The 21,204-nt window shown below is 34.7% G+C and carries 15 protein-coding genes and 3 pseudogenes; 2 read left to right on the top strand and 16 right to left on the bottom strand.

Going from position 1 to position 21,204, the window contains the following annotated elements:
• Window positions 1-152 precede the first annotated feature (152 nt).
• Window positions 153-2,207: a tetratricopeptide repeat protein gene (locus IPP86_16835; GenBank protein ID MBL0140164.1), complete on the top strand. Its 2,055-nt coding sequence runs from the start codon at window positions 153-155 to the stop codon at window positions 2,205-2,207.
• Window positions 2,204-2,845 (top strand): response regulator transcription factor, encoded by a 642-nt coding sequence (locus IPP86_16830; GenBank protein MBL0140163.1) that lies wholly within the window; start codon window positions 2,204-2,206, stop codon window positions 2,843-2,845. The genes IPP86_16835 and IPP86_16830 overlap by 4 nt, the downstream gene beginning before the upstream one ends.
• A gap of 390 nt (window positions 2,846-3,235) precedes the next feature.
• Here the strand turns inward: IPP86_16830 and IPP86_16825 are convergent, their stop codons facing one another.
• The 16 genes and pseudogenes from IPP86_16825 to IPP86_16750 form a co-directional block, all read right to left on the bottom strand.
• Window positions 3,236-4,615, bottom strand: coding sequence for a T9SS type A sorting domain-containing protein (locus IPP86_16825; protein MBL0140162.1), 1,380 nt, complete (start codon window positions 4,613-4,615; stop codon window positions 3,236-3,238).
• A 136-nt stretch (window positions 4,616-4,751) separates the two neighbouring features.
• Complete coding sequence (locus IPP86_16820) at window positions 4,752-5,462, bottom strand: hypothetical protein (protein MBL0140161.1); 711 nt, start codon at window positions 5,460-5,462, stop codon at window positions 4,752-4,754.
• A 166-nt stretch (window positions 5,463-5,628) separates the two neighbouring features.
• Complete coding sequence (locus IPP86_16815) at window positions 5,629-7,581, bottom strand: hypothetical protein (GenBank protein MBL0140160.1); 1,953 nt, start codon at window positions 7,579-7,581, stop codon at window positions 5,629-5,631.
• Between the two features lie 139 nt (window positions 7,582-7,720).
• Window positions 7,721-8,230 carry a hypothetical protein gene (locus IPP86_16810; protein MBL0140159.1) on the bottom strand — a complete coding sequence of 170 codons (510 nt, stop codon included), beginning with the start codon at window positions 8,228-8,230 and terminating at the stop codon, window positions 7,721-7,723.
• Window positions 8,231-8,364: 134 nt separating this feature from the next.
• The gene (locus IPP86_16805) at window positions 8,365-8,805 is read right to left on the bottom strand and encodes a hypothetical protein (protein ID MBL0140158.1); all 441 of its coding nucleotides are present in this window, start codon (window positions 8,803-8,805) and stop codon (window positions 8,365-8,367) included.
• A gap of 709 nt (window positions 8,806-9,514) precedes the next feature.
• Complete coding sequence (locus tag IPP86_16800; GenBank protein MBL0140157.1) at window positions 9,515-11,494, bottom strand: protein kinase; 1,980 nt, start codon at window positions 11,492-11,494, stop codon at window positions 9,515-9,517.
• A gap of 526 nt (window positions 11,495-12,020) precedes the next feature.
• Entirely contained in the window at window positions 12,021-12,581 is a 561-nt protein-coding gene (locus IPP86_16795; GenBank protein MBL0140156.1) for a hypothetical protein, read from the bottom strand.
• Window positions 12,582-13,204: 623 nt separating this feature from the next.
• Entirely contained in the window at window positions 13,205-14,575 is a 1,371-nt protein-coding gene (locus tag IPP86_16790) for a restriction endonuclease (protein MBL0140155.1), read from the bottom strand.
• The gene (locus IPP86_16785; protein ID MBL0140154.1) at window positions 14,575-16,203 is read right to left on the bottom strand and encodes an AAA family ATPase; all 1,629 of its coding nucleotides are present in this window, start codon (window positions 16,201-16,203) and stop codon (window positions 14,575-14,577) included. Before IPP86_16785 ends, IPP86_16790 begins: the two co-directional genes overlap by 1 nt.
• A gap of 582 nt (window positions 16,204-16,785) precedes the next feature.
• Complete coding sequence (locus IPP86_16780; protein MBL0140153.1) at window positions 16,786-17,253, bottom strand: hypothetical protein; 468 nt, start codon at window positions 17,251-17,253, stop codon at window positions 16,786-16,788.
• A 359-nt stretch (window positions 17,254-17,612) separates the two neighbouring features.
• Window positions 17,613-18,850, bottom strand: a pseudogene (locus IPP86_16775) (NAD(P)/FAD-dependent oxidoreductase).
• 2 nt (window positions 18,851-18,852) lie between these two features.
• Window positions 18,853-19,317: a hemerythrin domain-containing protein gene (locus IPP86_16770; GenBank protein ID MBL0140152.1), complete on the bottom strand. Its 465-nt coding sequence runs from the start codon at window positions 19,315-19,317 to the stop codon at window positions 18,853-18,855.
• Window positions 19,318-19,623, bottom strand: a pseudogene (locus IPP86_16765) (phosphoribosylpyrophosphate synthetase).
• A gap of 7 nt (window positions 19,624-19,630) precedes the next feature.
• Window positions 19,631-20,345, bottom strand: a pseudogene (gene ric / locus IPP86_16760) (iron-sulfur cluster repair di-iron protein).
• A 12-nt stretch (window positions 20,346-20,357) separates the two neighbouring features.
• Window positions 20,358-20,657, bottom strand: a complete 300-nt coding sequence (locus IPP86_16755; GenBank protein MBL0140151.1) for a cupin — start codon at window positions 20,655-20,657, stop codon at window positions 20,358-20,360.
• Window positions 20,658-20,672: 15 nt separating this feature from the next.
• Window positions 20,673-21,107: an Rrf2 family transcriptional regulator gene (locus IPP86_16750; protein MBL0140150.1), complete on the bottom strand. Its 435-nt coding sequence runs from the start codon at window positions 21,105-21,107 to the stop codon at window positions 20,673-20,675.
• Window positions 21,108-21,204: the final 97 nt, after the last annotated feature.

Below are 21,204 nucleotides of genomic sequence, written 5' to 3'. Positions count from 1 at the left end.
AAGACAGAGCAATGCCATAAACAGGGTGTTTTGCTGATGCAAGCAGAGTAAAACACCATATTCAAGGGGTTTCAGATGAAGTATGAGCTGGTTACATTTGCTGCGATTTTTATACATAAGTTTAAATCCCCGATTAACTGAAGCATTGAGCTATGAAAAAAAATCTCCGTTTTATTTCCGTTTTATTCCTGTGCGGAGTTTTATTTAATTCTGCTCTGGCGCAGAATCAACAGGCGATTGATTCGTTGTTGAATGTTTTGAAAACGGCAAAGGAGGATACGAACAAGGTAAATCTGCTCCACAACCTCGGCTGGGAGCTGATGTATTCCAACACCGATACAGCCATAATACTCGGCAACCAGGCACTCGCTCTTGCCGAAAAATCAAAATGGAAAAAAGGCATCGCTAAATCTATAGGAAACCTGGGTACTTATTATTTTTTCAAAGGCAATTATTCCAAAGCATCGGACTATCTTTTCAAGGCATTGAAAATGGATGAAGAGCTTGGAAATAAAAAAGGAATTGTAAAGGACCTTAGCTATATCGGACATGTTTATTTTAACCAGGGCGATTATTCTAAAGCGTTGGACAATTTTTTGATGTCATTGAAAGTGGCAGAAGAACTCGGAGATAAAAATGGAATCGCACTGGAACTCGGCAATATCGGAATGGTCTATGTTACTCAGGGCGATTATATTAAATCGTTGGACTATCATTTAAAGGCAATGAAAATTAATGAAGAACTCGGAGATAAAAATGGCGTTGCAAGGAATCTAAGCAACATCGGAAATGTCTATATTGAGAAAGGTGATTATCCCCAAGCGCTGGACTATTATTTCAAAGCATTAAAAATGGCGGAAGAACTCGGAAATAAAGAATTACAAGTAAATAATCTTGGCAATATCGGAAGTGCCTATGCTCAACAACAGGACTTCCCCAAAGCTTTGGACTATTTTCTTAAACATTTGAAACTGACGAAAGAACTTGGAGATATAAATGGGGAAGCTCTGGCTCTCGGCAACATCGGAAATATCTATATTGAGGAAAGCGATTATCCCAAAGCGCTGGACTATCAATTACAGGCCTTGAAAATAAATGAAGAATTAGGCGATAGGAATGGAATTGCAATGAATCTCGGCAACATCGGCTTACTTTATATCTTAACAGGAAAATTTAAAGAGGCAGAAGTGGAACTGAAAAAAGCAATTGCACTTGGCGATAGTATTGGTGCTAAGAATAATTTAAGACTATTTGAAGAATCACTTTCCCAACTTTACGACACCACAGCCCAGTTGGCCATGCGCAATGGGCAGTTTGCAATGGCAGCAGAGAAATACAAGCTTTCTATGATTCACTATAAAAACGCAATGGCGTTAAAAGATACACTTTTTGATCAGGAGAAGAATGATGAAATCACACGCAAGGAAATGAATTACGCGTTTGATAAAAAAGAAGCAGCAACAAAAGCCGATAACGAAAAACAACTGGCTGTGGCAGATGTAGAAATCAAAAAACAAAAACTGATTAAGAATTATTTCATTGGCGGACTTGCGTTGTTGTTGATACTTTCATTTTTTGTTTATAATAATTTCAGGATATCGAATAAACTGAAATTGCAAAGTATCCGTAACAGAATTGCAAGCGACCTTCACGATGATGTCGGCTCTACGTTAAACAGTATTTCGGTTTACAGCGAGGTGGCGAAGCAAAAATCTCCGGCTGTAGTTGATGAACTGGAACAGATCGGAGATGCTTCAAGAAAAATAATTGAAGTGATGAGTGATATTGTCTGGACCATCAATCCAAAGAACGATACATTTGAAAATATCATTTCACGCATGGGCACGCTTGCGTACAATTTGCTTAAGGCAAAAAATATTGAACACACATTTCAGGCAGATGAAAATTTAAATGAGACAAAACTTTCCCTGGAATCGAGAAGAAATTTTTACCTGATTTTTAAAGAAGCGCTCAACAATCTTGTAAAGTACTCCAATGCGACTCGTGCATCCATCACCTTAACCAATGAAAACGGATTAATAAAGTTGGCAGTCAGGGACAATGGAGTCGGGTTTGATGTCTCTCAGACATCAAAAGGTAACGGCCTGCTCAATATGAAATATCGCTCTGAAGAAATGAAAGCGCAATTGAAAATAGAATCAGAAAAAGGAAGCGGAACAAGTGTTGAACTAAAATTTAAAGCATGAAAACATTGAGAGTAATTATTTTTGAAGATAACAGGAGTTTACGCGAGGGATTGTTCCAGCTTATTAATGGAAGTCTCGGATTTGAATGTGTCGGAGCGTTTGCCAACTGCACGGACATTATAAATGACATCAGGCAAACAAATCCTGATGTCATTCTCATGGACATTGAAATGCCCGGAATTTCGGGTATTGAAGCGGTGAAAATCGTGAAAGAAAATTTTCCGGATGTGAAAATCCTGATGGAGACCATTTTTGATGACAACGATAGAATATTTCAATCTATTTGCAACGGGGCCGAAGGGTATATTCTAAAGAGCACTCCTCCGGTTCAAATGCTTGCCGCGATCAAAGAAGTTTATGAAGGCGGTTCTCCAATGACACCAAGCATAGCCAGAAAAGTACTGAAGATGGTACAACATAAACCGTCAGCAGAAGCAGTTAATGATTTTGACCTTTCAGACAGGGAGAAAGAAGTTGTGAAATATCTTGTTCAGGGAATGAGTTATAAATTGATTGCCGAATCCTGTTTCATTAGCCCTGAAACTGTAAACGGTCACATCAAAAACATTTACAAGAAGTTGCAGGTTCATTCAAAATCGGAAGCGGTGGCGAAGGCGATTAAGGGAAAAATTGTCTGATCTTTTTAAGCAATGTACTTCAACCGAAGTGGGTAGGGTGGGGTAAATTAAAATGTGAAACACTCCAATTTTATAAATATGAAGATCTTGTTTCTCTTTTTGATGTACTGAAGCGATAGTTAAAAGGCTTTGCCGACTTATGGAGCATGGCATTTCGGTCAAGCACACGTGTTTATTCGGAGCTGAAAGCAGTTGCCTATAACGAAGAAGGGATTAAAGAAGTTTTAAAAAGGGGGATTGGATACAAGACTGTTTGTACAACCACAACTATTTGTTAGATGCACTACTGTTCGCATTACGGTCAATACCCCTTTTTAAAATTTCGTTTAAGTATGTTATGCAAATACCCGACTGTCAATGCGAAGATGTGTTGTTCAAATAAACACTAAATTATTTTTCCACAATAAGTTTTTTCGTTGCAATAAAATCAGCTGCCTGAACTTTAACTTGATAAACTCCCGCTGAAAATTTTGAAACATCAATAGTAATTTCGGGATTAGAGTTTGATGTACCGAGATTTTCACTGTAAACTTTTCTACCACTTACATCATAAATCACTACACTTTCAATTTTCATCCCGATTAAATCGGGTTCATTATCAATTATGAATTGATTGGTGGCAGGATTAGGATAAATTTCTATACCTTCATTATTATTAATAACATTAATACCTGAAATAGTATTATCATAAATATCAACTACAGAAGAAAAACCCGGATTACGCCCTCCCGCAAAAAATACTTTGGTGCCTACAGAGGTAGCACTTAAATAACCTCTTGCTACAGAAAGACTATCGGTTGTCCAGAGACCGGTGCTGTTGTCATAAATATCAACTACAGAAGAATAACCAGTACCACCATTAGTAAACCCTCCCGCAAAAAAAACTTTGCTGCCAACTGTGGCAGCACTTAAAAACCCTCTTGCTGCAGAAAGATTCGCAGTTGACCAGAGGCCGGTGCTGTTGTCATAAATATCAACTACAGAAAAAACTGTTTGAGGAACTGTCGCAAATCCTCCGGCAAAAAAAACCTTGGTGCCTACAGCGGTAGCGCTTAAAGATGATCTTGCTTGAGAGAGATTCGCAGTTGTCCAAAGACCGGTGTTGTTGTCATAAATATCAACCACAGAAGAATAACTAGAACCACCAGTCATACCTCCGGCAAAAAATACCTTGGTTCCAACAGCGGTAGCACTTAAAGCTGATCTTGCCTGAGATAGATTAGCAGTTGTCCAGAGACCGGTGCTGTTATCATAAACATCTACTACAGAAGAAGGATTACCATCATACCCTCCTGCAAAAAAAACCTTGGTGCCAGCAGCGGTAGCACTTAAAGATGATCTTGCTTGAGATAGATTCGCAGTCGTCCAGAGACCGGTGTTGTTGTCATAAATATCAACCACAGAAGAAGGAGTAGAACTACTACTCGAACCTCCCGCAAAAAAAGCTTTGCTGCCAATTGTGGCAGCACTTAAAGACCCTCTTGCTACAGAAAGATTAGCGGTTGTCCAGAGGCCGGTGCTGTTGTCATAAATATTAACTACAGAAGCAGGAGTAACATTGTTAAGAAACCCTCCCGCAAAAAAAACTTCGGTGCCAACTGCGGTAGCACTTAGATAAAATTTTGATGTTGATAGATTGGATGTCGTCCATTGTGCATCAGCCATGTTTATACTAATGATACAGATAAGTGTGAGTAGAAAAAATTTCATTTTGTGTTTTTTATTTAAAGTTTGAATTGAATTTATTTTTGTTTTTAGTTTTTCGTTCAAAGCAACAAAGATAATAATTAGTACTACGGCCCACGGGTTTCGCATAACGTTTAGCCAAGCTGCCGGGCACGCCGTTCTCTTGAATCGAAGATAGTACTTTCTTTGCCTGGCAGCAAGGCGATGTTATGTGCAGTGTTTATAAGCGCTTTAATTTATATTCGTCACCTTTATTTAATTCGTCTACTAAAACGTTTTGAATTACTACATGATTTTTATTTACAAAATCTATCATCCTCTCAAAATTTGAAAAAGTGGATTTTGTAAGTGTAATAGATTCGTCCATATAATAGTGAAGATTGTCTCGATATTCCAAATATGGTTCAAATAATGCTGCGGTTTCTGCACTAAAATTCAATGCACTTAAGTATCCTGGCTTCATTAAAATATTAGTTCCTAGTGAATATTCTTGAATACCTAAAATTTGTAGTCTTTGATTTGGAAGTGGCAATTTAATTTTGGAATTTTCTTCCCATTTTGAAATTCTCACTACTTCATCTCGAAAAACAGGTTCATTTTTTTGCTTAGTTGATAAATCATTAAAAATATTTTTATCAAGTTTGTGAATAACGATTCCATTAGCCAAAAGAATTGCTTTAAGAAAATTTTCAATACAGATGTGAATTTTGACAGAATCTATTAAATTATTTAAAGCAAATCCAGAAATTTCGTCAATTTTTGGTGGTTTAGTGTTAATATGTTCAGAAATAATTTTTAGTTGATCTTTGTTTTTGTACAAATAGGTGTCTGCAAATTGTCGATAGCCAAACATTAATAAATTCATTGCAATTCCTTTTGCATTTCTCAAGTCAAAATAACATAACTGAAAATTAGCTTTTATTTCTTCCATCACTTAATAACATTGCACATAACGTTGGCAGTATGCGTAGTTGGGGATTTCGTGGAGACGAACCTAACACCCGATAAGAAACTTGCCAGCGAGTGATGCGCTTGCCTAAGCACTTAAACCCCAATTACGTATGACCGCGTGTTACCCACCGTTTTTTTTATTTTTTTTATGCTAAATATGTCGAAATGTGTCTTTTATCACTCGTTCCAACATAATTATTTGCTTTCTCTGTTGTTGCTGGCAATCGAGTTGAATTATATAAATTATTAGTATAAACTTTTGTAAACCAAAAAACTTGTTCAACCAACTCTGAAAATTTTGAATTGCCATGCCTGTGCTTAATTATAATAGGGCTTAATACTGCCCCTTTCTCATCAGCTTGAATATTGGTCACTAAGATACCATATTTTTGATTTTCAAGTATCCAAGAGTCACCAGATACCAAATTTTTGTATTCATGCTCATCATGTGAAGCAATTATAGGATAGCCTGACTTAATAATTTCGACAATTTCAACATTGTCTGTCCATAGGTGTTTTTTTGCCTGCTTAACCAAGTCTTCAATTTCTCCACTGTGCAATTTACCATCACGGTGAATAATCAATTTTTGAGGTTTTGGAAGCTTATTTTTTTGAATGTACGTTCTTAATTCCAAAAATCCAGGCCATATCACTTCGGAACTAATAGCTTCATTTCTGGGTATTTTATCAATAACCCTATATGAAAGGAAAATTCCCTTATTGTCAAAAAGCACAACACATAAATTCGAATATTTCTCATCATTATGGGTTGTATGCCCTAAATCAATACCTAAGAAGTACGTAGTTTCTGGTTCGAATGTATTGTCAATAATATTTAAAATGCCACCTAATTTTTCAAGACATTTTACAGTAAAGTTCGATAATTGAAATTGGTTAATTTGACCTTGGTACATTTGAAGCCGAATACCTAAATCATAAAGCGATTGAAAATATTCTCTTGGCTGAATATACTTAGTAAAAATTGCACAAAGTAGTTTTTGTCCATATTCTTTTTTCAATTGTTTAAAAGTTGAAATATCAATGACTTCATTGGATGAAAAAACTATTGGGTTCAAAATTTCGACATTACCACCAGCATTGAATTTTGTTATTAAATCAATAAACATGTCTATTTTAAGTCCATCAATAATTATTGGTTGAACTACTTTATCACTTACAGGCCGATATATTCCGTTATAGAAAGCTGCTTTTTGCTCAATAACCTTTTTCCCATTTCCAATTAGTAGATTTGTTTTTTTTGTAAGGTGATTAATTATAATCTCAGAAAATGGCTTGTCGCTTAATTCTATAAAATCAGGCATTACAATTAACTGTGAAACAGGAATCAAAAAGTCAATTGAAGTGGATAATTCCTTTATCGTGTTTTCAGTTATTTCGCCAAAAATAGCAGGTGAATAGTTTGCAACAAAATGATAATCAAACGTAGCTACAACTTTTTTTCTGTCTTTGACAAACTCCGTTATCTTTTCAGAACAATCACTATCAAGAAGGTCAAATTTTTGTTTTTTAAAGTATTTACAATCAACCAAATTGAAAAGCATATTATCTGTCTTAGAATTGTTTTCGTTTTTAAGCCTAAGATTAATCAGATATTCACTTGTTATGTCCTTTGAATTAACGATTTTAGAAACTGGAAGGAAATGAATAAAAAAATCTCCATCATTGAATACTTCTACGTTAAAATCAAAACATTTTAGCAAATGGAATGGATGTAAATTTAGATTATCAATTACGTAGGTATTGTGATTTAAATATTGTTCAAAATGTTGATTATAAACATTGCGAATCAAGTGTCCAAGATAATTAGAAATCAATGTAATATTATCAAATGGTGGCGTTATACTCTCCATTTTGCAAAATTTATATTGCCAAGTCTTGGACTCGGTTAACGGAAGAAAGGTTATAAAGTAGCTTTCTCCTATTTCATAAAGTAAAATTTCAGGATTCATTTTTAACCATTTGCAGAATTTCACCTTTTGGTCATTCTGCTTATCAAGGTCAGTCGTGAAATTATATTTATAAATAGAAATGCTTTTAATCTTTCCTTTTTTACTTGATATAAAGTAGCGCTCGTTCATTTTTTAAAATGGTGGGTAACGTTTGGCAGATTTGCGATGGGCGGGATTTTTACCACTGAACTTAATGCGGCGCGCAAAACTTTTGGCTACCACTAAACTGTCTGCGGAGCACGAAACCCCGCCTATTGCAAATGTGCTGTTAGCGGCTGGCATTTTGTTTCACGTCTATTTTCTGTCCTTGTCTTTTTATTTGTCGGCCAAACCAAAGTCCAACGATTATTACGGGAACTATTCCAAACATTGTCACCCAATACATTGGCTTGAAATAGTAGTCGTAAAATGGATTACTAAAACCACCAATGTTGTCAATTCCTTCTTGAATAAATCCTACCGAACTACCAATCAAAGTCCCAGTTAATAAAGTTATAAGTCCATACTTTACGCCTGTCCAAAGTTCATTTTTTCGTTTCACTAAAATTTCAACTCCTGCGAGTTGTCCGAAGAAATAAGCCATTGCTAACAGTCCAATAGCTCCAAACAATAAATGATACCAAAACTCTATGTCAAAAATCCAAAATACGGCTTTTGTTAATTTTTCGTCCCAACTGTAAGTCACCATGGCGAAAAGTATATAGGCAATCAAAAGTCCAATGAGTCCAGACTTTATCGCTAGTCGTTGTCCGATATGTTTTGCTGTCTTTATGTCCACAGTTGCTTGTTTGATTGTCTAGTTGCTTGCAGCTAACGTCCAAGCCTTACCGCCGGGCCTTTCGTGGGTTATTCGAAGATACACACTTTTTTGCCTGGCGGTAAGGCGATGTTAGCTGCAGTTTATCTTTCGATTTATTCGTCACGTAACATATTCCATGTACCATTTTGAGTCAATAATGTTATAAAGTTTCCGAAAATTGAAAACCCCATTTTCATTTTCCAAACGCCCTCTGCTGATTTCTTGTCATGGGAAAATGTACCTTCATAATAAATTGGCTTATGCTTCTTTTCAGGATTCGTATGCATGCCATAAGTCTTTGTGTCATTGTTCAATGCAATTACAGCTTTTATAGGCATTCGTTTTACGAAACTTAGTTTTTCACCCGAGATTGTTCCCTCTATCTCTCCGATGCCTGGTGTTCCTTTCATTGTTAAATCATCTTCAACTGAACCTTTGAAATGATTATTTTCAAAAGTGTCAATTGAAATTGCAAAGTTTGTTTTGTCAACACCTAATATTTCCTTAACTCTTTTGGAGTTGTATCTATAAGAACCTTTCCACTTTCCTATCATGCTTTGTGGTATGACTAATATTTGACTTTGGCAGACTGTTTCATCGGAGCGTTTAAATAGCAGCTAATGGGAAGGTTGCTGAAGTGCCGATCTTCCGTATTTCGCTATGGAAAGATACCTTGTTTGAGGCATTTCAGCAAACGGTTGTTGTTCGCAGTTTTAATGGGTTTCTTCAATAACCTTTAGCTCCTGCAGTTTTAATAAAAATCTATTGCGCTAATCTTCGATTGACGCTGTGGATTTTTTTGTCAGGATTGCAGATAGATTCGCCCGGGTTCCATGTGTGTAAGTGGTAAAATGGAGCTTTTGATTTTATTCTATTTTATGCGGTTGTGACTCCGGTTTTTATCCCCGAACTTTGCCATTCATTGAATCGGAATTCATTAAAACAAGTTTTATTCTTTCCGATTCAATGAATGGCTGGCGATAACGACAATTTCCTTTTAAACTTTTACGTCCCAGGGCGCTTCTTGCTCGCAAGACTGAAAACTGACAGGACGAATGCACCCTAATTAAAATTGCGAACTACGTTTGAAAGATTTATGAAGTAAAAAAAAGGGGGGATTAAAAGCTCGTCTCTTTCGCCCCGCGACAAACGTAATTAAATATTTGAAACTTCATACTGGCAGGTCGCCCCCCCCTTTTTTTATTTCATAAATCTTATGTTAGATGAAGTGCTTTGTTTTCGGGCGTTTCGTGTCATTTAGTTTCAGTTTGCAAGTTGTTGGAAATGGGATTGCTTCTTATTCAGGAAGTCCATTTTCTCTTTATTTTCTGTTTCCCCATTTTTTATTAATATTTGTCTTGCTCTAATAATCATTTCAACTGCTTTTTTATTTTCGCCCTCGTAGGAATACATATTAGCAAGTGTAACTAAAAGATGGTCATTTGTCTGATTGTTTGCTATTGTTGATTTCATAAATTCAATTGCTTCTTGTCCTTTTCCGCTTGCCTGCATATATTGAGCACGCCAACAAATAGCATTTAGTATTGAAAGTTTTCTGTCAAGAAGTTTCTCGCAATATGAAATGGCTTCACTGTAATTGCCAAGTTCTCCATTGAGTTTGACAAGCGAAACAAGTGTCTGCTCATCGTCAGGTAGTCGTTGCTCAACAACTTTAAAACATTTAATTGCTTTTTCTTTCTGGTCTGTCAGCCAATAGTTGGATGCAAGGTTGAACCAGTTGTTTGTGTTGTCCTTGTCAACTTTTATTAAAAGCTCAAGAATGTTAATTGCTTTTTCAAAATGTCTTTGCCTTGAAACCCCTGCCGCAATATTGCCAGCATTAAAATGAAGTGTTTTTTTGTCAGGTGCTAACTGAATTGCCCTTACTATTAAATCTGATGCTAACGAAAAATTTCCTTTTTCCTCAAAAGCAATTGCAAGGTTTGTCAATGCACCTGTATTGTTCGGGTCAATATCTATTGCTTCCGTTAAATAACGTATTGCATTGAGTAAATCATTTTGTTCTTTATAAAATATACCAAGGTTGTTACAAGTTTTGGAATTGTAAGATTCAAGATTATATGAAAGTAATGTTGCCTTAATGCCTTCATCAATATTTCCTAACTGATATTCAATTCTCCCTTTCAAACTCCAGGCAGAACTGTCTTCCTTGTCTTGTTCAAGATATTTATTAATAAGTTGTTTTGCTTTGTCAATGTCTCCAAGCGAAATGAAGGATAAGCTTTGAATGTATAATTCTCTTAAAGAACTGTCGGGTTGAGTTTTGTTTTGAGGAACTTTGAGTTTCAAATTTGTAGCTACTCGTTGCAAATCCAAAATCATTTCCCCAAAGGTTTGGTAACGGTCATTAGGATTTCTTGAAAGGCATTTGTAAGCAATACTTGAAAGGGGATGATTGATTTCAATAACTGGTTCTGTCAAGTGCATTATAGCATAATGTTCAATCGTAGTTTTACCTTTTAATGAATAAGGATATGCACCTAAAAGCTGATATAGCACAATGCCAAAACTGTAAATATCAGAACGGAAATCAACCTTGGTAGAGTCAAGAATTTGTTCGGGTGAAGCGTATAATATTGTTCCAAGAAAGGAACCTGCATTAGTCAAACCAACTTTGGGTTCTTCTGCTTCAGGTTTCTTAAATACTTGCTTAATCTTATTGAACAAGTTTTCCTTTGGCAATTTGATTTGATTAAGTTGGTGAAACTCGTTATCAAATTTTGATAATCCGAAGTCAGTAATTTTCAGATTACCTTCTTCGTCAACCATTAAGTTGTCGGGTTTAATATCACGATGTGATTTAAGTCCTTTTGAAATGGCGTAATCCATTCCATAACAGAATTGAGCAATCCACTTAATAATATTTTGTGTTGATATTCCCCCTTGCTTTAAATAGTCAGTAATAGTGTTCCTATTATATTCATCAGGTGCAATGTATTCGGCTGCAATGAAAAGTTGTTCGTTTATTTCATCAACAAACAGTGCTTTTACAATGTTAGGGTGTATGCCGATGGAAACCCAAGTTTCTGCTTCTGCACGAAACCTTTTAAGCGAATTAAGTTCAGCTTTCTGAAATGTTTTTAAGACAAATGGGTTAGGGTAGTTGCGATTTGATACAAGATAGACAACGCCCATACCCGATTTACCTTCGCCACCGAAGATGTTGCGAATTTTAAATTCCCCAACAATTGTTTCGCCTATTTTTAATTGTCTTGTCGTCATTACTGTTTGTTTCTTGTATTCAGGTTAAAGTTAGCACGTCCCCCAGCATTTCATCTAACGTTCCGACGCTATGGCAAGTGCGGGAATAAATTGTTGCTCAACTGTCTGCCAGCACAAATGTATGTAAAGATTTCAAATGTTTCAACGAACACGCAAACCCGCATTTGCTATAGCGTTTGTTATGCCTCGTATTTTATTTTTTCAGTCTTGTAAATCTGCCAAATTAAGAAAAGTATTATTCCAGTCTCTCCCAATTAATTGTTTTTTTTATTATTAAATTAAATTTCCTTTCTCTTTTTTTTATCGGGCAGAACTATAATCATTATTATCAGATTTAATGTAAACTCTAGAGCATACAAGTAACTCTGAATTGTATTTACTGTAGCAGACGTAAGAGGGGAGCTTGCGACTGCAGAATAATATGCTTTCAATCCATAAGGCTGGACAAAATGAATTAGAATGACATAAACAAGAAGAATTACTGCATATTTTGAAATGAGTTTTTTTGTTTCCATATTTTTGAATTTTACCAATTCATTGTCCAGTAAATTATTATCATGTCCTTTTCGACAAATGTATATCCTTTTGAAAATCCACTCTTACTTTTTTTTATTGAATCATTCTCATTTGATTTTGTGTCTATTATTTTTAGGAAGTTGCCCAATTTGCATTCTTTTATAATGATTTCCGCATTCTCATAATTCTTACTAATCGAATTTAGATTACTTGGCAAATCTTCCGTATATGAAATAGCTTCCTGCGGAATTGGGAATATTGTCTTACAATTATTTAAACCACTCGTGTCACTCAGATTGCACTTAAAACCATCAACGATCGCAAAACACTTATCACTGGCATATCCACTATATATTGCTTGATTTGAAAACTCAGATTTAAGTTTCAAAAACTCAGATTTGGAAGATACCTTTGTCAAAAGGTAGAGTTGTCCAAAACTAGTATTCACTGGCGAATAAAAGCCAAAACCTATCTGATTGTTTGGTAGTTTCTTTGGAATATGGTCCACCAATTTTTTGTCGAAAGAATTATAGCTATCTGAATACCTGGCTTGCGAGTCAGGATCATTCATGTTTATGCACGAATAGCAATACAATGTCAATAAAATAAGGTATTTCGGTTTCATTTCGGTTTTCTTAATATGAGGCATAATGGGAAGGTTGCTGAAGTGCCGAGCTTCCGTATTTCGCTATGGAAAGATACCTTGTTTGAGGCATTTCAGCAAACGGTTGTTGTTCGCAGTTTTAATGGGTTTCTTCAATAACCTTTAGCTCCTGCAGTTTTAATAAAAATCTATTGCGCTAATCTTCGATTGACGCTGTGGATTTTTTTGTCAGGATTGCAGATAGATTCGCCCGGGTTCCATGTGTGTAAGTGGTAAAATGGAGCTTTTGATTTTATTCTATTTTATGCGGTTGTGACTCCGGTTTTTATCCCCGAACTTTGCCATTCATTGAATCGGAATTCATTAAAACAAGTTTTATTCTTTCCGATTCAATGAATGGCTGGCGATAACGACAATTTCCTTTTAAACTTTTACGTCCCAGGGCGCTTCTTGCTCGCAAGACTGAAAACTGACAGGACGAATGCACCCTAATTAAAATTGCGAACTACGTTTTGCAGCTTGGCGAAGTGGCGGATTTAGAAGCACAAATGTTCAATTTTAGCACAAATGTTTATTAGAAATTCGAATGTTCAATTTAGCACTGAACCCGCCATTTTGCCAAACTGCTGTTGTGCGTTCGGTGTTTTGTCTGTCATTAAATTTTGTTTCAATTCTTCTTCGTTTACGTTCATTGTTTTGATATATTCTTTAAAGGTTTCAGTTGTCTGTGGAACTGCAAGTCCAATTTTCTTTAGCATTCCATCTGTTTCCTTTATTCGGTATGTTTCAAAAAAACTTGTGTCTTGTTTTGGGAATATTAAAAACCCATTCTTTGAACTAAAGCGATACATATACGCAATTGTTTTGTAGTAAATACTTGTCGCTTTTTCTGAATTTTCAGAATATGATTGTTGTCTGTCCAGTGGAACATATTTTGCGTCCCCAACAGATTTTGGTTCTTCTTTACTAATAAAGTCAGGATAAATAGATTGAAAATTCTCAAAAAGTAAATGACGGTGTTTTCCTGTTTTATTCTCTGGGTGAATGAAATTTTCTTTTAGAATGGTGTTAAGATACTCTTCCCAAAGCCAAGCACCATCAAATAATAATCCATAAACTTTGTCTTTTTCATTGCCGAATGTTATTTTCTCGTGCCGTAAAATTTTTAAACAAATCTTTTGCAAGGCAGAATATTCCGTGAAATATGGATGTGCAACTGGCTTTAAATTAGCAGTAATTATTTTTTGTTTAGCATTGCTATTGTATGTTTTATCTGTAACAAATATGAATTTACTTACAATGTCTCTGACTTCACTTTCACCTGTTAATACACCACTTCCGAAAGGATGCTTATTGATATATTCAATAGTATGTCTAATAAGTTGTGTCAGGTAATTATTATAGCTATGTTCCCTTGTGGTATAGGCAATCTTACCTGTAAAAGGAATGTTTCTAAGAATATGCCGTTTAACATCAATAGTTCCTTTTACATTTGAATCGTTGTATTCCTCTTTTTTATAGGCTTTGTATATACCTTGTGAATAAGTTTTTTTTAGATAATAAGGGAAGAGATATAGCAGAAAATCCCAAATATTTTCTTTGTTTGGTGTTTGGTCAAATTTTAAAAGATTAATTGAAAAGACCTTTTGCAGCATATAATGAAGAAAATAATCGTTGTTGTCATCTTTTGCAAAACGTGATGAAATTGTAAGTTGTGTGGAATTTCGACCAATGAAACCCATTAAATTATAGGTTGTTAGATTTTCATTGTCTAGTGTGAAGATTGGTGGCTTTTCTACATCGTCTCGATATTTACCAAACGAATGAGGAAAAACAAGCAAATCAGGATTTTCATTTTGTAAATCCAAAAGGTTTCTGTTTGCTATAACTGATAAATCTGCAATGTTTAAATTGTCAAATTTATCAATACTTTTTCCTCCATTGTTATCAGTTGTTCTCATTATGCAAGAAAGGAATTTTTCAGTAGTTCAATTTTCTCAATACTATCAGGCATTCCCCTTAAATATTCTTTTAGAAGTGGCTCAATTCGTAAATTCCAAATATTGTCAATATCCTGTCTAGCATTACTGTTCGAATCTAGGAAATATGCAGCTCCAATGTGATAAGAAGGATTTAGTCCATTTGTATCTGAAATTTTCTCGTTTAACGTTAACATTCTTTCCTTTATATTCTGTGGTAAATTCATATTTTCTGAACTTTGTTCTGCTGTAATTTCTATCCAAGTAAAACGTCTTCGCATTGCAAAATCGAAACTTTCAACACTTCGGTCAATGTCGTTCATTGAGCCGATTATATAGACGTTTTCAGGGACATAGAAAACTTCTTTTTCATCATTATGTAAATTTGAATACTGTGTTTTAACTGAACCCTTTTTACCTCTATAGCTTGGGTCAATGGAAAAGAATAACTCCCCAAATATTTTTGAAATCTCACCTCTGTTAATTTCGTCTATAACAAAAACATAATTTTTAATACCCTTATTAGAATTTTCTTGACCGTTTACAAAATCTACTAAACTAAAATTGGCTTTCAGATAATCTACAACATCCTCCATATCTTTTTGAAAAGCACCAGAAGGTCTTGCTTGCTTACCTTGATAAGCATCGTAAACATTCTTTTTCGTGATAGTAAAATTGTATTGAGATGGAGTATTTACAGAAGAATACTTCAATGAGTCTTTAGAAGATAGGCCGAAATCCCAAGAACCAATCGTTGTCAATGTACCTTGAGAAATACTATTTCTTACTGCTGTTAATAGACTTTCCCAAGCCACATCAAAATTGTCAACTATCTCAGAAAATTTTGCCTCCGAAGCTTTTTGGCAAAATGATTTGAAAATTCCGTCTTTAATTTCAAAACCGATTATTCCGTTTTCATCAGGCGGTGTTGGTCTTAGTCCTTCGACAAAGTCTGTATAGTCGTAAGATGGATGAAATTGTACAAAATTAAATTGTCCACTGTCTTCCATCTCTTCATCAGTTTTAACTCCAATCATTTGCTTTGCAATTTCTTTGGCTAAATATGTTTTGCCTGTTCCAGGAGCACCTGTTAGGATGATGTTTTTGTTTGTTTTGAGTAATTCTACAAACTTCTGAATGTCTTGTTCTTTTTTAACCATTTCTAATTCTTTTTCTATGATTTCAACCAATCTTTTGTCGTTCTCATTTCTTTGTGGATGCAGTTGGTAGAGAGCAGGGATTTGTTTGTTGTCGCCATAATACGCTGTACCATCAAATTCTAATTTCAGTTTTGAAACTCTTTCTTTTGTCAAATATGGGTTAAGTTGTCTGCAATATGCACCGCTTGGAGTATTTTCGATTTCTTTCCACTCACATTTATCATTTGAAACGATACCAATACCAAAAACGTGTGGTTTCCAATTCTTCCTTTGCGAATTGATAATCACATCACCTTTTTTTATTGTATTTATAAAAGTATTTCCAAATTGGTTGTCCTCGTCCCACCCGATAAATGAATAGGGATTGCTTGATAGAAATTCTTTCCATCTGTTTTCTTCATCATTATTTTTTACGTTTGGAGATACAACCCAATAATTTTTATTTTTCATTTCTGTCACTTTCTATGTTACTGTCGTTTTACACTGACGCACAATGGGAAGGTTGCTGAAGTGCCGAGCTTCCGAATTTCGCTATGGAAAGATACCTTGTTTGAGGCATTTCAGCAAACGGTTGTTGTTCGCAGTTTTAATGGGTTTCTTCAATAACCTTTAGCTCCTGCAGTTTTAATAAAAATCTATTGCGCTAATCTTCGATTGACGCTGTAGATTTTTTTGTCAGGATTGCAGATAGATTCGCCTGGGTTCCATGTGTGTAAGTGGTAAAATGGAGCTTTTGATTTTATTCTATTTTATGCGGTTGTGACTCCGGTTTTTATCCCCGAACTTTGCCATTCATTGAATCGGAATTCATTAAAACAAGTTTTATTCTTTCCGATTCAATGAATGGCTGGCGATAACGACAATTTCCTTTTAAACTTTTACTTCCCAGGGCGCTTCTTGCTCGCAAGACTGAAAACTGACAGGACGAATGCACCCTAATTAAAATTGCGAACTACGTTTGAGGCTTGCTGACGGGCACGCCGCTGCGTTCAATCGAAGTTAATACTTTTTTTGCCTGACAGCAAGTCGGTGTTAGCGGCTGCCGTAACTTTCCAATGGTGATATTCTAGTGTCTGCTAATATTTTAATAAATTTTCTCAATTCTGTTTCAATGTCCATAAAAGTTAATTGCTTAAACTTTTTGGGTCTGTATACAAGTGCGACACCAAACCAATCATAGGTAATATTATCATCGCCAAATAGTTCTTTCCAATTTTTCATGTCTGTCTTTTTAATTTCATCCAAGTTAGCGGTGGCAATTATTCTTACAATCCCATTTTCTACTTCACACCTAATCGGATAATTGTCTAGAGTACCTGTCAGCATTGGTTTTGAAGTAGTCCATTTCGCCTTTTTTTCCGTGTACGACTTTTCAAAACCGATATTTAGAAATTGATTAAATGGATTATTGCTTAGTATTTTATTGATTCTGACAAATTCAATAAGATCTTGAATCGATAAAATTAAGACGGTAAAAAGGGGGAGAATAATTGTCGCCATACAATAGCCAATTAATATTAACTTGAAGTCTAGGCTAATGTCTTCAGAATTTAATTTAAGTAAATATATTGTCCAAATGGTGGTTAAAAGAATAGTGATCCATTTAAAATTGAAAATAATTTTATGTCTGTTCACTGAAATATATTCGTTCATATGATTGCAGTCTGTTACGGTTGCCGCTAACGTTTTCGGGCTTGGCGAAGGTGGCGATTTTCACCACAAATGTTGATGCGGAGAACCAAACTTTGATTAACCACAAATGTGTCTGCGGAGCACTGAACCGCCACTTTTGCCAAACCCGTGTTATAAGCTGGCCTATTTGCTATCATAGGTTAATGTGTCTAATTCGTCAAGCTATTTTAATAATTTTTTGTTTGTTTCAAGATCAGTCTTAGCGATGTGTCTTTGGTTAAATAAGCCCATACCCAGTTAATAAAAATAATAAGTTTATTTCTAACACTTAGTATCAGCATAAGATGAAGAAACATCCAAATTAACCACGCAAAATAACCCTTAAATTTAAAATGTGGCAAGTCAACTACAGCCTTGTTCCGGCCTATTGTTGCCATTGATCCCAAATCATTATATTCAAATTCATTAGTCTTAGTTTTATTTAAATTATATGCCAAATATTTAGCTTGGTTGATTGCTACATTAGCCACTTGAGGATGACCATTGGGGTACTTTGGTGTTTGCATAAATGCAATGTCGCCAAGAGCAAAAATATTTTGGGTTCCATTAACCAAGTTTGTTCGATTCACATCAATTCTATTACCAACTTTTTGAACGGAATCGGGTAGCCCTTTAATTGTATTACCTATAACACCTGCTGCCCAAATAACTGTTTTTGATTTTATTATATTTCCATTACTAAGCTCTAGAAAATTTCCATCATATCTTTTTACAAAAGTCTCGGTAATAATATTCACCCCCATCTTTTGAAGATATATTTTTGAAGTTCTTTTGGCAAGCAAACTCATGCTATTCAAGGTGTCTTTGCTTCCTTCAATGAGATTAATTTTAAAATGAGTGAAGTCAATATTAGGATAATCTTTTGGTAGTATATTTTTTTTTATTTCAGCAAATGCACCGGCTAACTCCACACCAGTCGGTCCAGCTCCTACAATTGTAAGATTCATTAAACCTTCCTTTTCACCTGCTTCGGCTGAAATAATATTTTCAAACGTTTGGAGTATATGATTTCGAATATTAATTGCATCGTAAGTGGTTTTTAATGTAAAAGCATGACTTTTTAGTTCATCGTTTCCAAAGAAGTTCGTTGTGCAGCCAATAGCTATTACAAGAAGGTCATAGCAAAATTCGCCTATAGTTGTTTTTATTTTATTATTAGCAGAATCAATAGATAGAACTTCTGCTAAACGGATTTGAAGATTTTTCTTTGTTTTAAATATGTTTCGAAGTGGAAATGAAATACTCGCTGGTTCTAGTTGAGAAGTTGCTACCTGATAAAACAGGGGTTGGAATTGATGATGATTGATTTTATCAATAAGTAAAACATCAAACAGTGTCTCGTCTATTTTTTTATAAACTCAATACCTGCAAACCCACCTCCAATAACAATTATTTTCCTTTTCATGATTATTCCCAAAATACATCCGTTGTGTTTTCAATGAATTTTTCGTTTGTATGAAGTTTTATGATCTCTTCCATATTTTCAGAAGAAGCAACCTTTTGAATTTCATCAAACAAAACTCTTTCTTCAAATCGAACGTGTTTTTCTAAATCTTCTTGTATTTGCTTTATGGAAGTTTCAATATGAGAAGTATCGCAAAATAAACGGGAAATTATTTTGTGTTCTTCGATAGCTTGTTTGATTAGAACATTTTCATTACCTAGTATAGGGAAAATATATTTCTCTTCTAATTCAAAATGTGGCTGTAAATGATTTTTAAAAAACCAATCAATATATAATTTCATACGTGTAATTGAAACACCTTTAGTAAAACCGGTTTTAATTTTCCAGCAGAGTAATAAACTGTGATGGTGTTCTCTGCTCAATGCTTTTAGATATTCTTCTCTTTTTATGGGTTTCATAGTTTTTATATGTGTTACTAGTTTTTCTATAATTTTTGTTGTGGCAGAATCTGAATACATACCGTATGCATTTAATAAAGTGCCTTTTATTTTGTGCTTTGTCGAGGAAATTGCGAATAAAATCATTTCATCTCCCGGGTCAGTATTTCCTTCAAACCGATAGGTTTCATCAATTTCAAATTCATCTGGAGAAAGTTGTGTTAGAGAACTATTGCATACTAAGCATTCTTGCTCCAGATGAACATTGAAATCATGTGTATAACCTCGTTTAATCAGGTCATTTACTGCTTCGCTTAAAGTTTCATAATATTTCATGCAAATTTCATATTAAATCATTTTCAATTTCAACAGCTTTTGGAAAGAGAATATTATTTTCCAAATGTATATGCAGGTGCAGATCTTGCTCAAATTCTTTAAGTAAGGCGAACGAAACACGATAGGTGTTGCAGGCATCTTGAGGAGGCGTATAATTATTGCTTAATTCTTCAATCCTCCTGAAGCGATTTCCTTCTACTGTGTGTTCATCCATCATCATCTGTATTGGGTTTTTAACCGTTCCGAAATTTGCGGCTTCTACATTGGAATTTTCTTGTTTTACTTTTACCATTTTCCTTATGAAAGGAAATAAAATCAGCTCTTCTTTTTTCATGTGAGCAGCTAGTTCACCTGCACTAGCATTAAATTCATTCTTAATTTCAAAGAGTTCGGGATGGTGTTCTCCATGAACTCTGCATATTTTATCTAAATATGGCTGTATTTCTAATGTTTTATCTTGAACGTAGCGGTGGTGTTTCTTTTCAATATAATCCGCTAATAGATCAAGTGGCCACGATTGATAGTCGGTGGTTGCCTCACTTTTCGTTTGTACTAAAGTATCTAAATCTTCTAATACCTTTTTGAATCAATGTTTTTCTTATCACAGGCCTCTTGAATAGTTCTGTTACCTTGACAACAAAAGTCAATGCTGTATTTTTGAATACCGATGCGGTGCGGTAGTCTTTTGCTACCAGCTCTCCAATAATTTGGTTTTCTTTCATTTTTTTATGTTTTTAATTGTTTATAAATTTTATTTCAGACTCTATTTCCATGATTACTACGGCCTGAAAATCTTCAGTTATTTGTAACTCGTGTTTTTGCCCTGCTGGTACAACGAAAGATTTGTTTAATTCTAACACATGGTCAATTCCTTTCAGTTTTAAAATAGCCTGGCCTTTTTGAATAATAATTACAGCCTCTTTAGTGCTTACATGTTCTGGCATATTCATTCCAGCACTTCCGGTTACTTGCAATACCTTGAATGTATTTCCTAAATCAAGACGTGTCATTTTTGGATTATCATTTGATTTCATATCTATATTATTTTATTATCGTTTTAAAAAAGTTAATCCGTTATCGAAATCGATTGTTAATGATTTAATGGTTGTCGTTTCACTCATTTTTTTCAGTTCCTCTCTTATTACTATAAATTGATTATGCACCGGACAAGGCATTTTTTCATTACATTTTTTTAATCCTAATCCACAATCATTATAAATATTTTCACCGTCAATAGCACATATAATAGAACTTAGTTTTATTTTTTCTAATTTAACTTTATCCATAGAAAAGCCACCAGTTGGTCCCTTATCGGTATTAATAATTTTTTGTCTAGATAGTTTTTGTAGAATTTTTGACGTGTAAGCTGTTGGTGATTCAATAGCTTCAGCAATTTCTCTCAAATTCACTTTTCTGTCTAAGAGTGATTGTTGAGCAATAAAAATTGATGCCTTAATTCCATATTCACAAGCTTTTGAAAACATCTGTTGTCATTTTATAAGGCAAAGATAAGCAATATTTTAATAGTGGACAATGGCGTCCACTATTATTTGTTAAATTATTTTAGTAGGTTCTAATTCA

Source organism: Bacteroidota bacterium (assembly GCA_016720935.1).
Classification (GTDB): domain Bacteria; phylum Bacteroidota; class Bacteroidia; order AKYH767-A; family 2013-40CM-41-45; genus JADKJP01.
This window is presented reverse-complemented; position numbering and strand designations above follow the sequence as displayed.

Excerpts from the sequence above, each read along its gene's own strand:
- IPP86_16785 (MBL0140154.1), bottom strand. The coding sequence starts at position 16,203 with ATGAAAAATAAAAATTATTGGGTTGTATCTCCAAACGTAAAAAATAAT.
- IPP86_16830 (MBL0140163.1), top strand. The coding sequence starts at position 2,204 with ATGAAAACATTGAGAGTAATTATTTTTGAAGATAACAGGAGTTTACGC.
- IPP86_16790 (MBL0140155.1), bottom strand. The coding sequence starts at position 14,575 with ATGAGAACAACTGATAACAATGGAGGAAAAAGTATTGATAAATTTGAC.
- IPP86_16780 (MBL0140153.1), bottom strand. The coding sequence starts at position 17,253 with ATGGCGACAATTATTCTCCCCCTTTTTACCGTCTTAATTTTATCGATT.
- IPP86_16815 (MBL0140160.1), bottom strand. The coding sequence starts at position 7,581 with ATGAACGAGCGCTACTTTATATCAAGTAAAAAAGGAAAGATTAAAAGC.
- IPP86_16795 (MBL0140156.1), bottom strand. The coding sequence starts at position 12,581 with ATGAATGATCCTGACTCGCAAGCCAGGTATTCAGATAGCTATAATTCT.
- IPP86_16820 (MBL0140161.1), bottom strand. The coding sequence starts at position 5,462 with ATGGAAGAAATAAAAGCTAATTTTCAGTTATGTTATTTTGACTTGAGA.
- IPP86_16750 (MBL0140150.1), bottom strand. The coding sequence starts at position 21,107 with ATGTTTTCAAAAGCTTGTGAATATGGAATTAAGGCATCAATTTTTATT.
- IPP86_16800 (MBL0140157.1), bottom strand. The coding sequence starts at position 11,494 with ATGACGACAAGACAATTAAAAATAGGCGAAACAATTGTTGGGGAATTT.
- IPP86_16755 (MBL0140151.1), bottom strand. The coding sequence starts at position 20,657 with ATGAAATCAAATGATAATCCAAAAATGACACGTCTTGATTTAGGAAAT.
- IPP86_16835 (MBL0140164.1), top strand. The coding sequence starts at position 153 with ATGAAAAAAAATCTCCGTTTTATTTCCGTTTTATTCCTGTGCGGAGTT.
- IPP86_16805 (MBL0140158.1), bottom strand. The coding sequence starts at position 8,805 with ATGATAGGAAAGTGGAAAGGTTCTTATAGATACAACTCCAAAAGAGTT.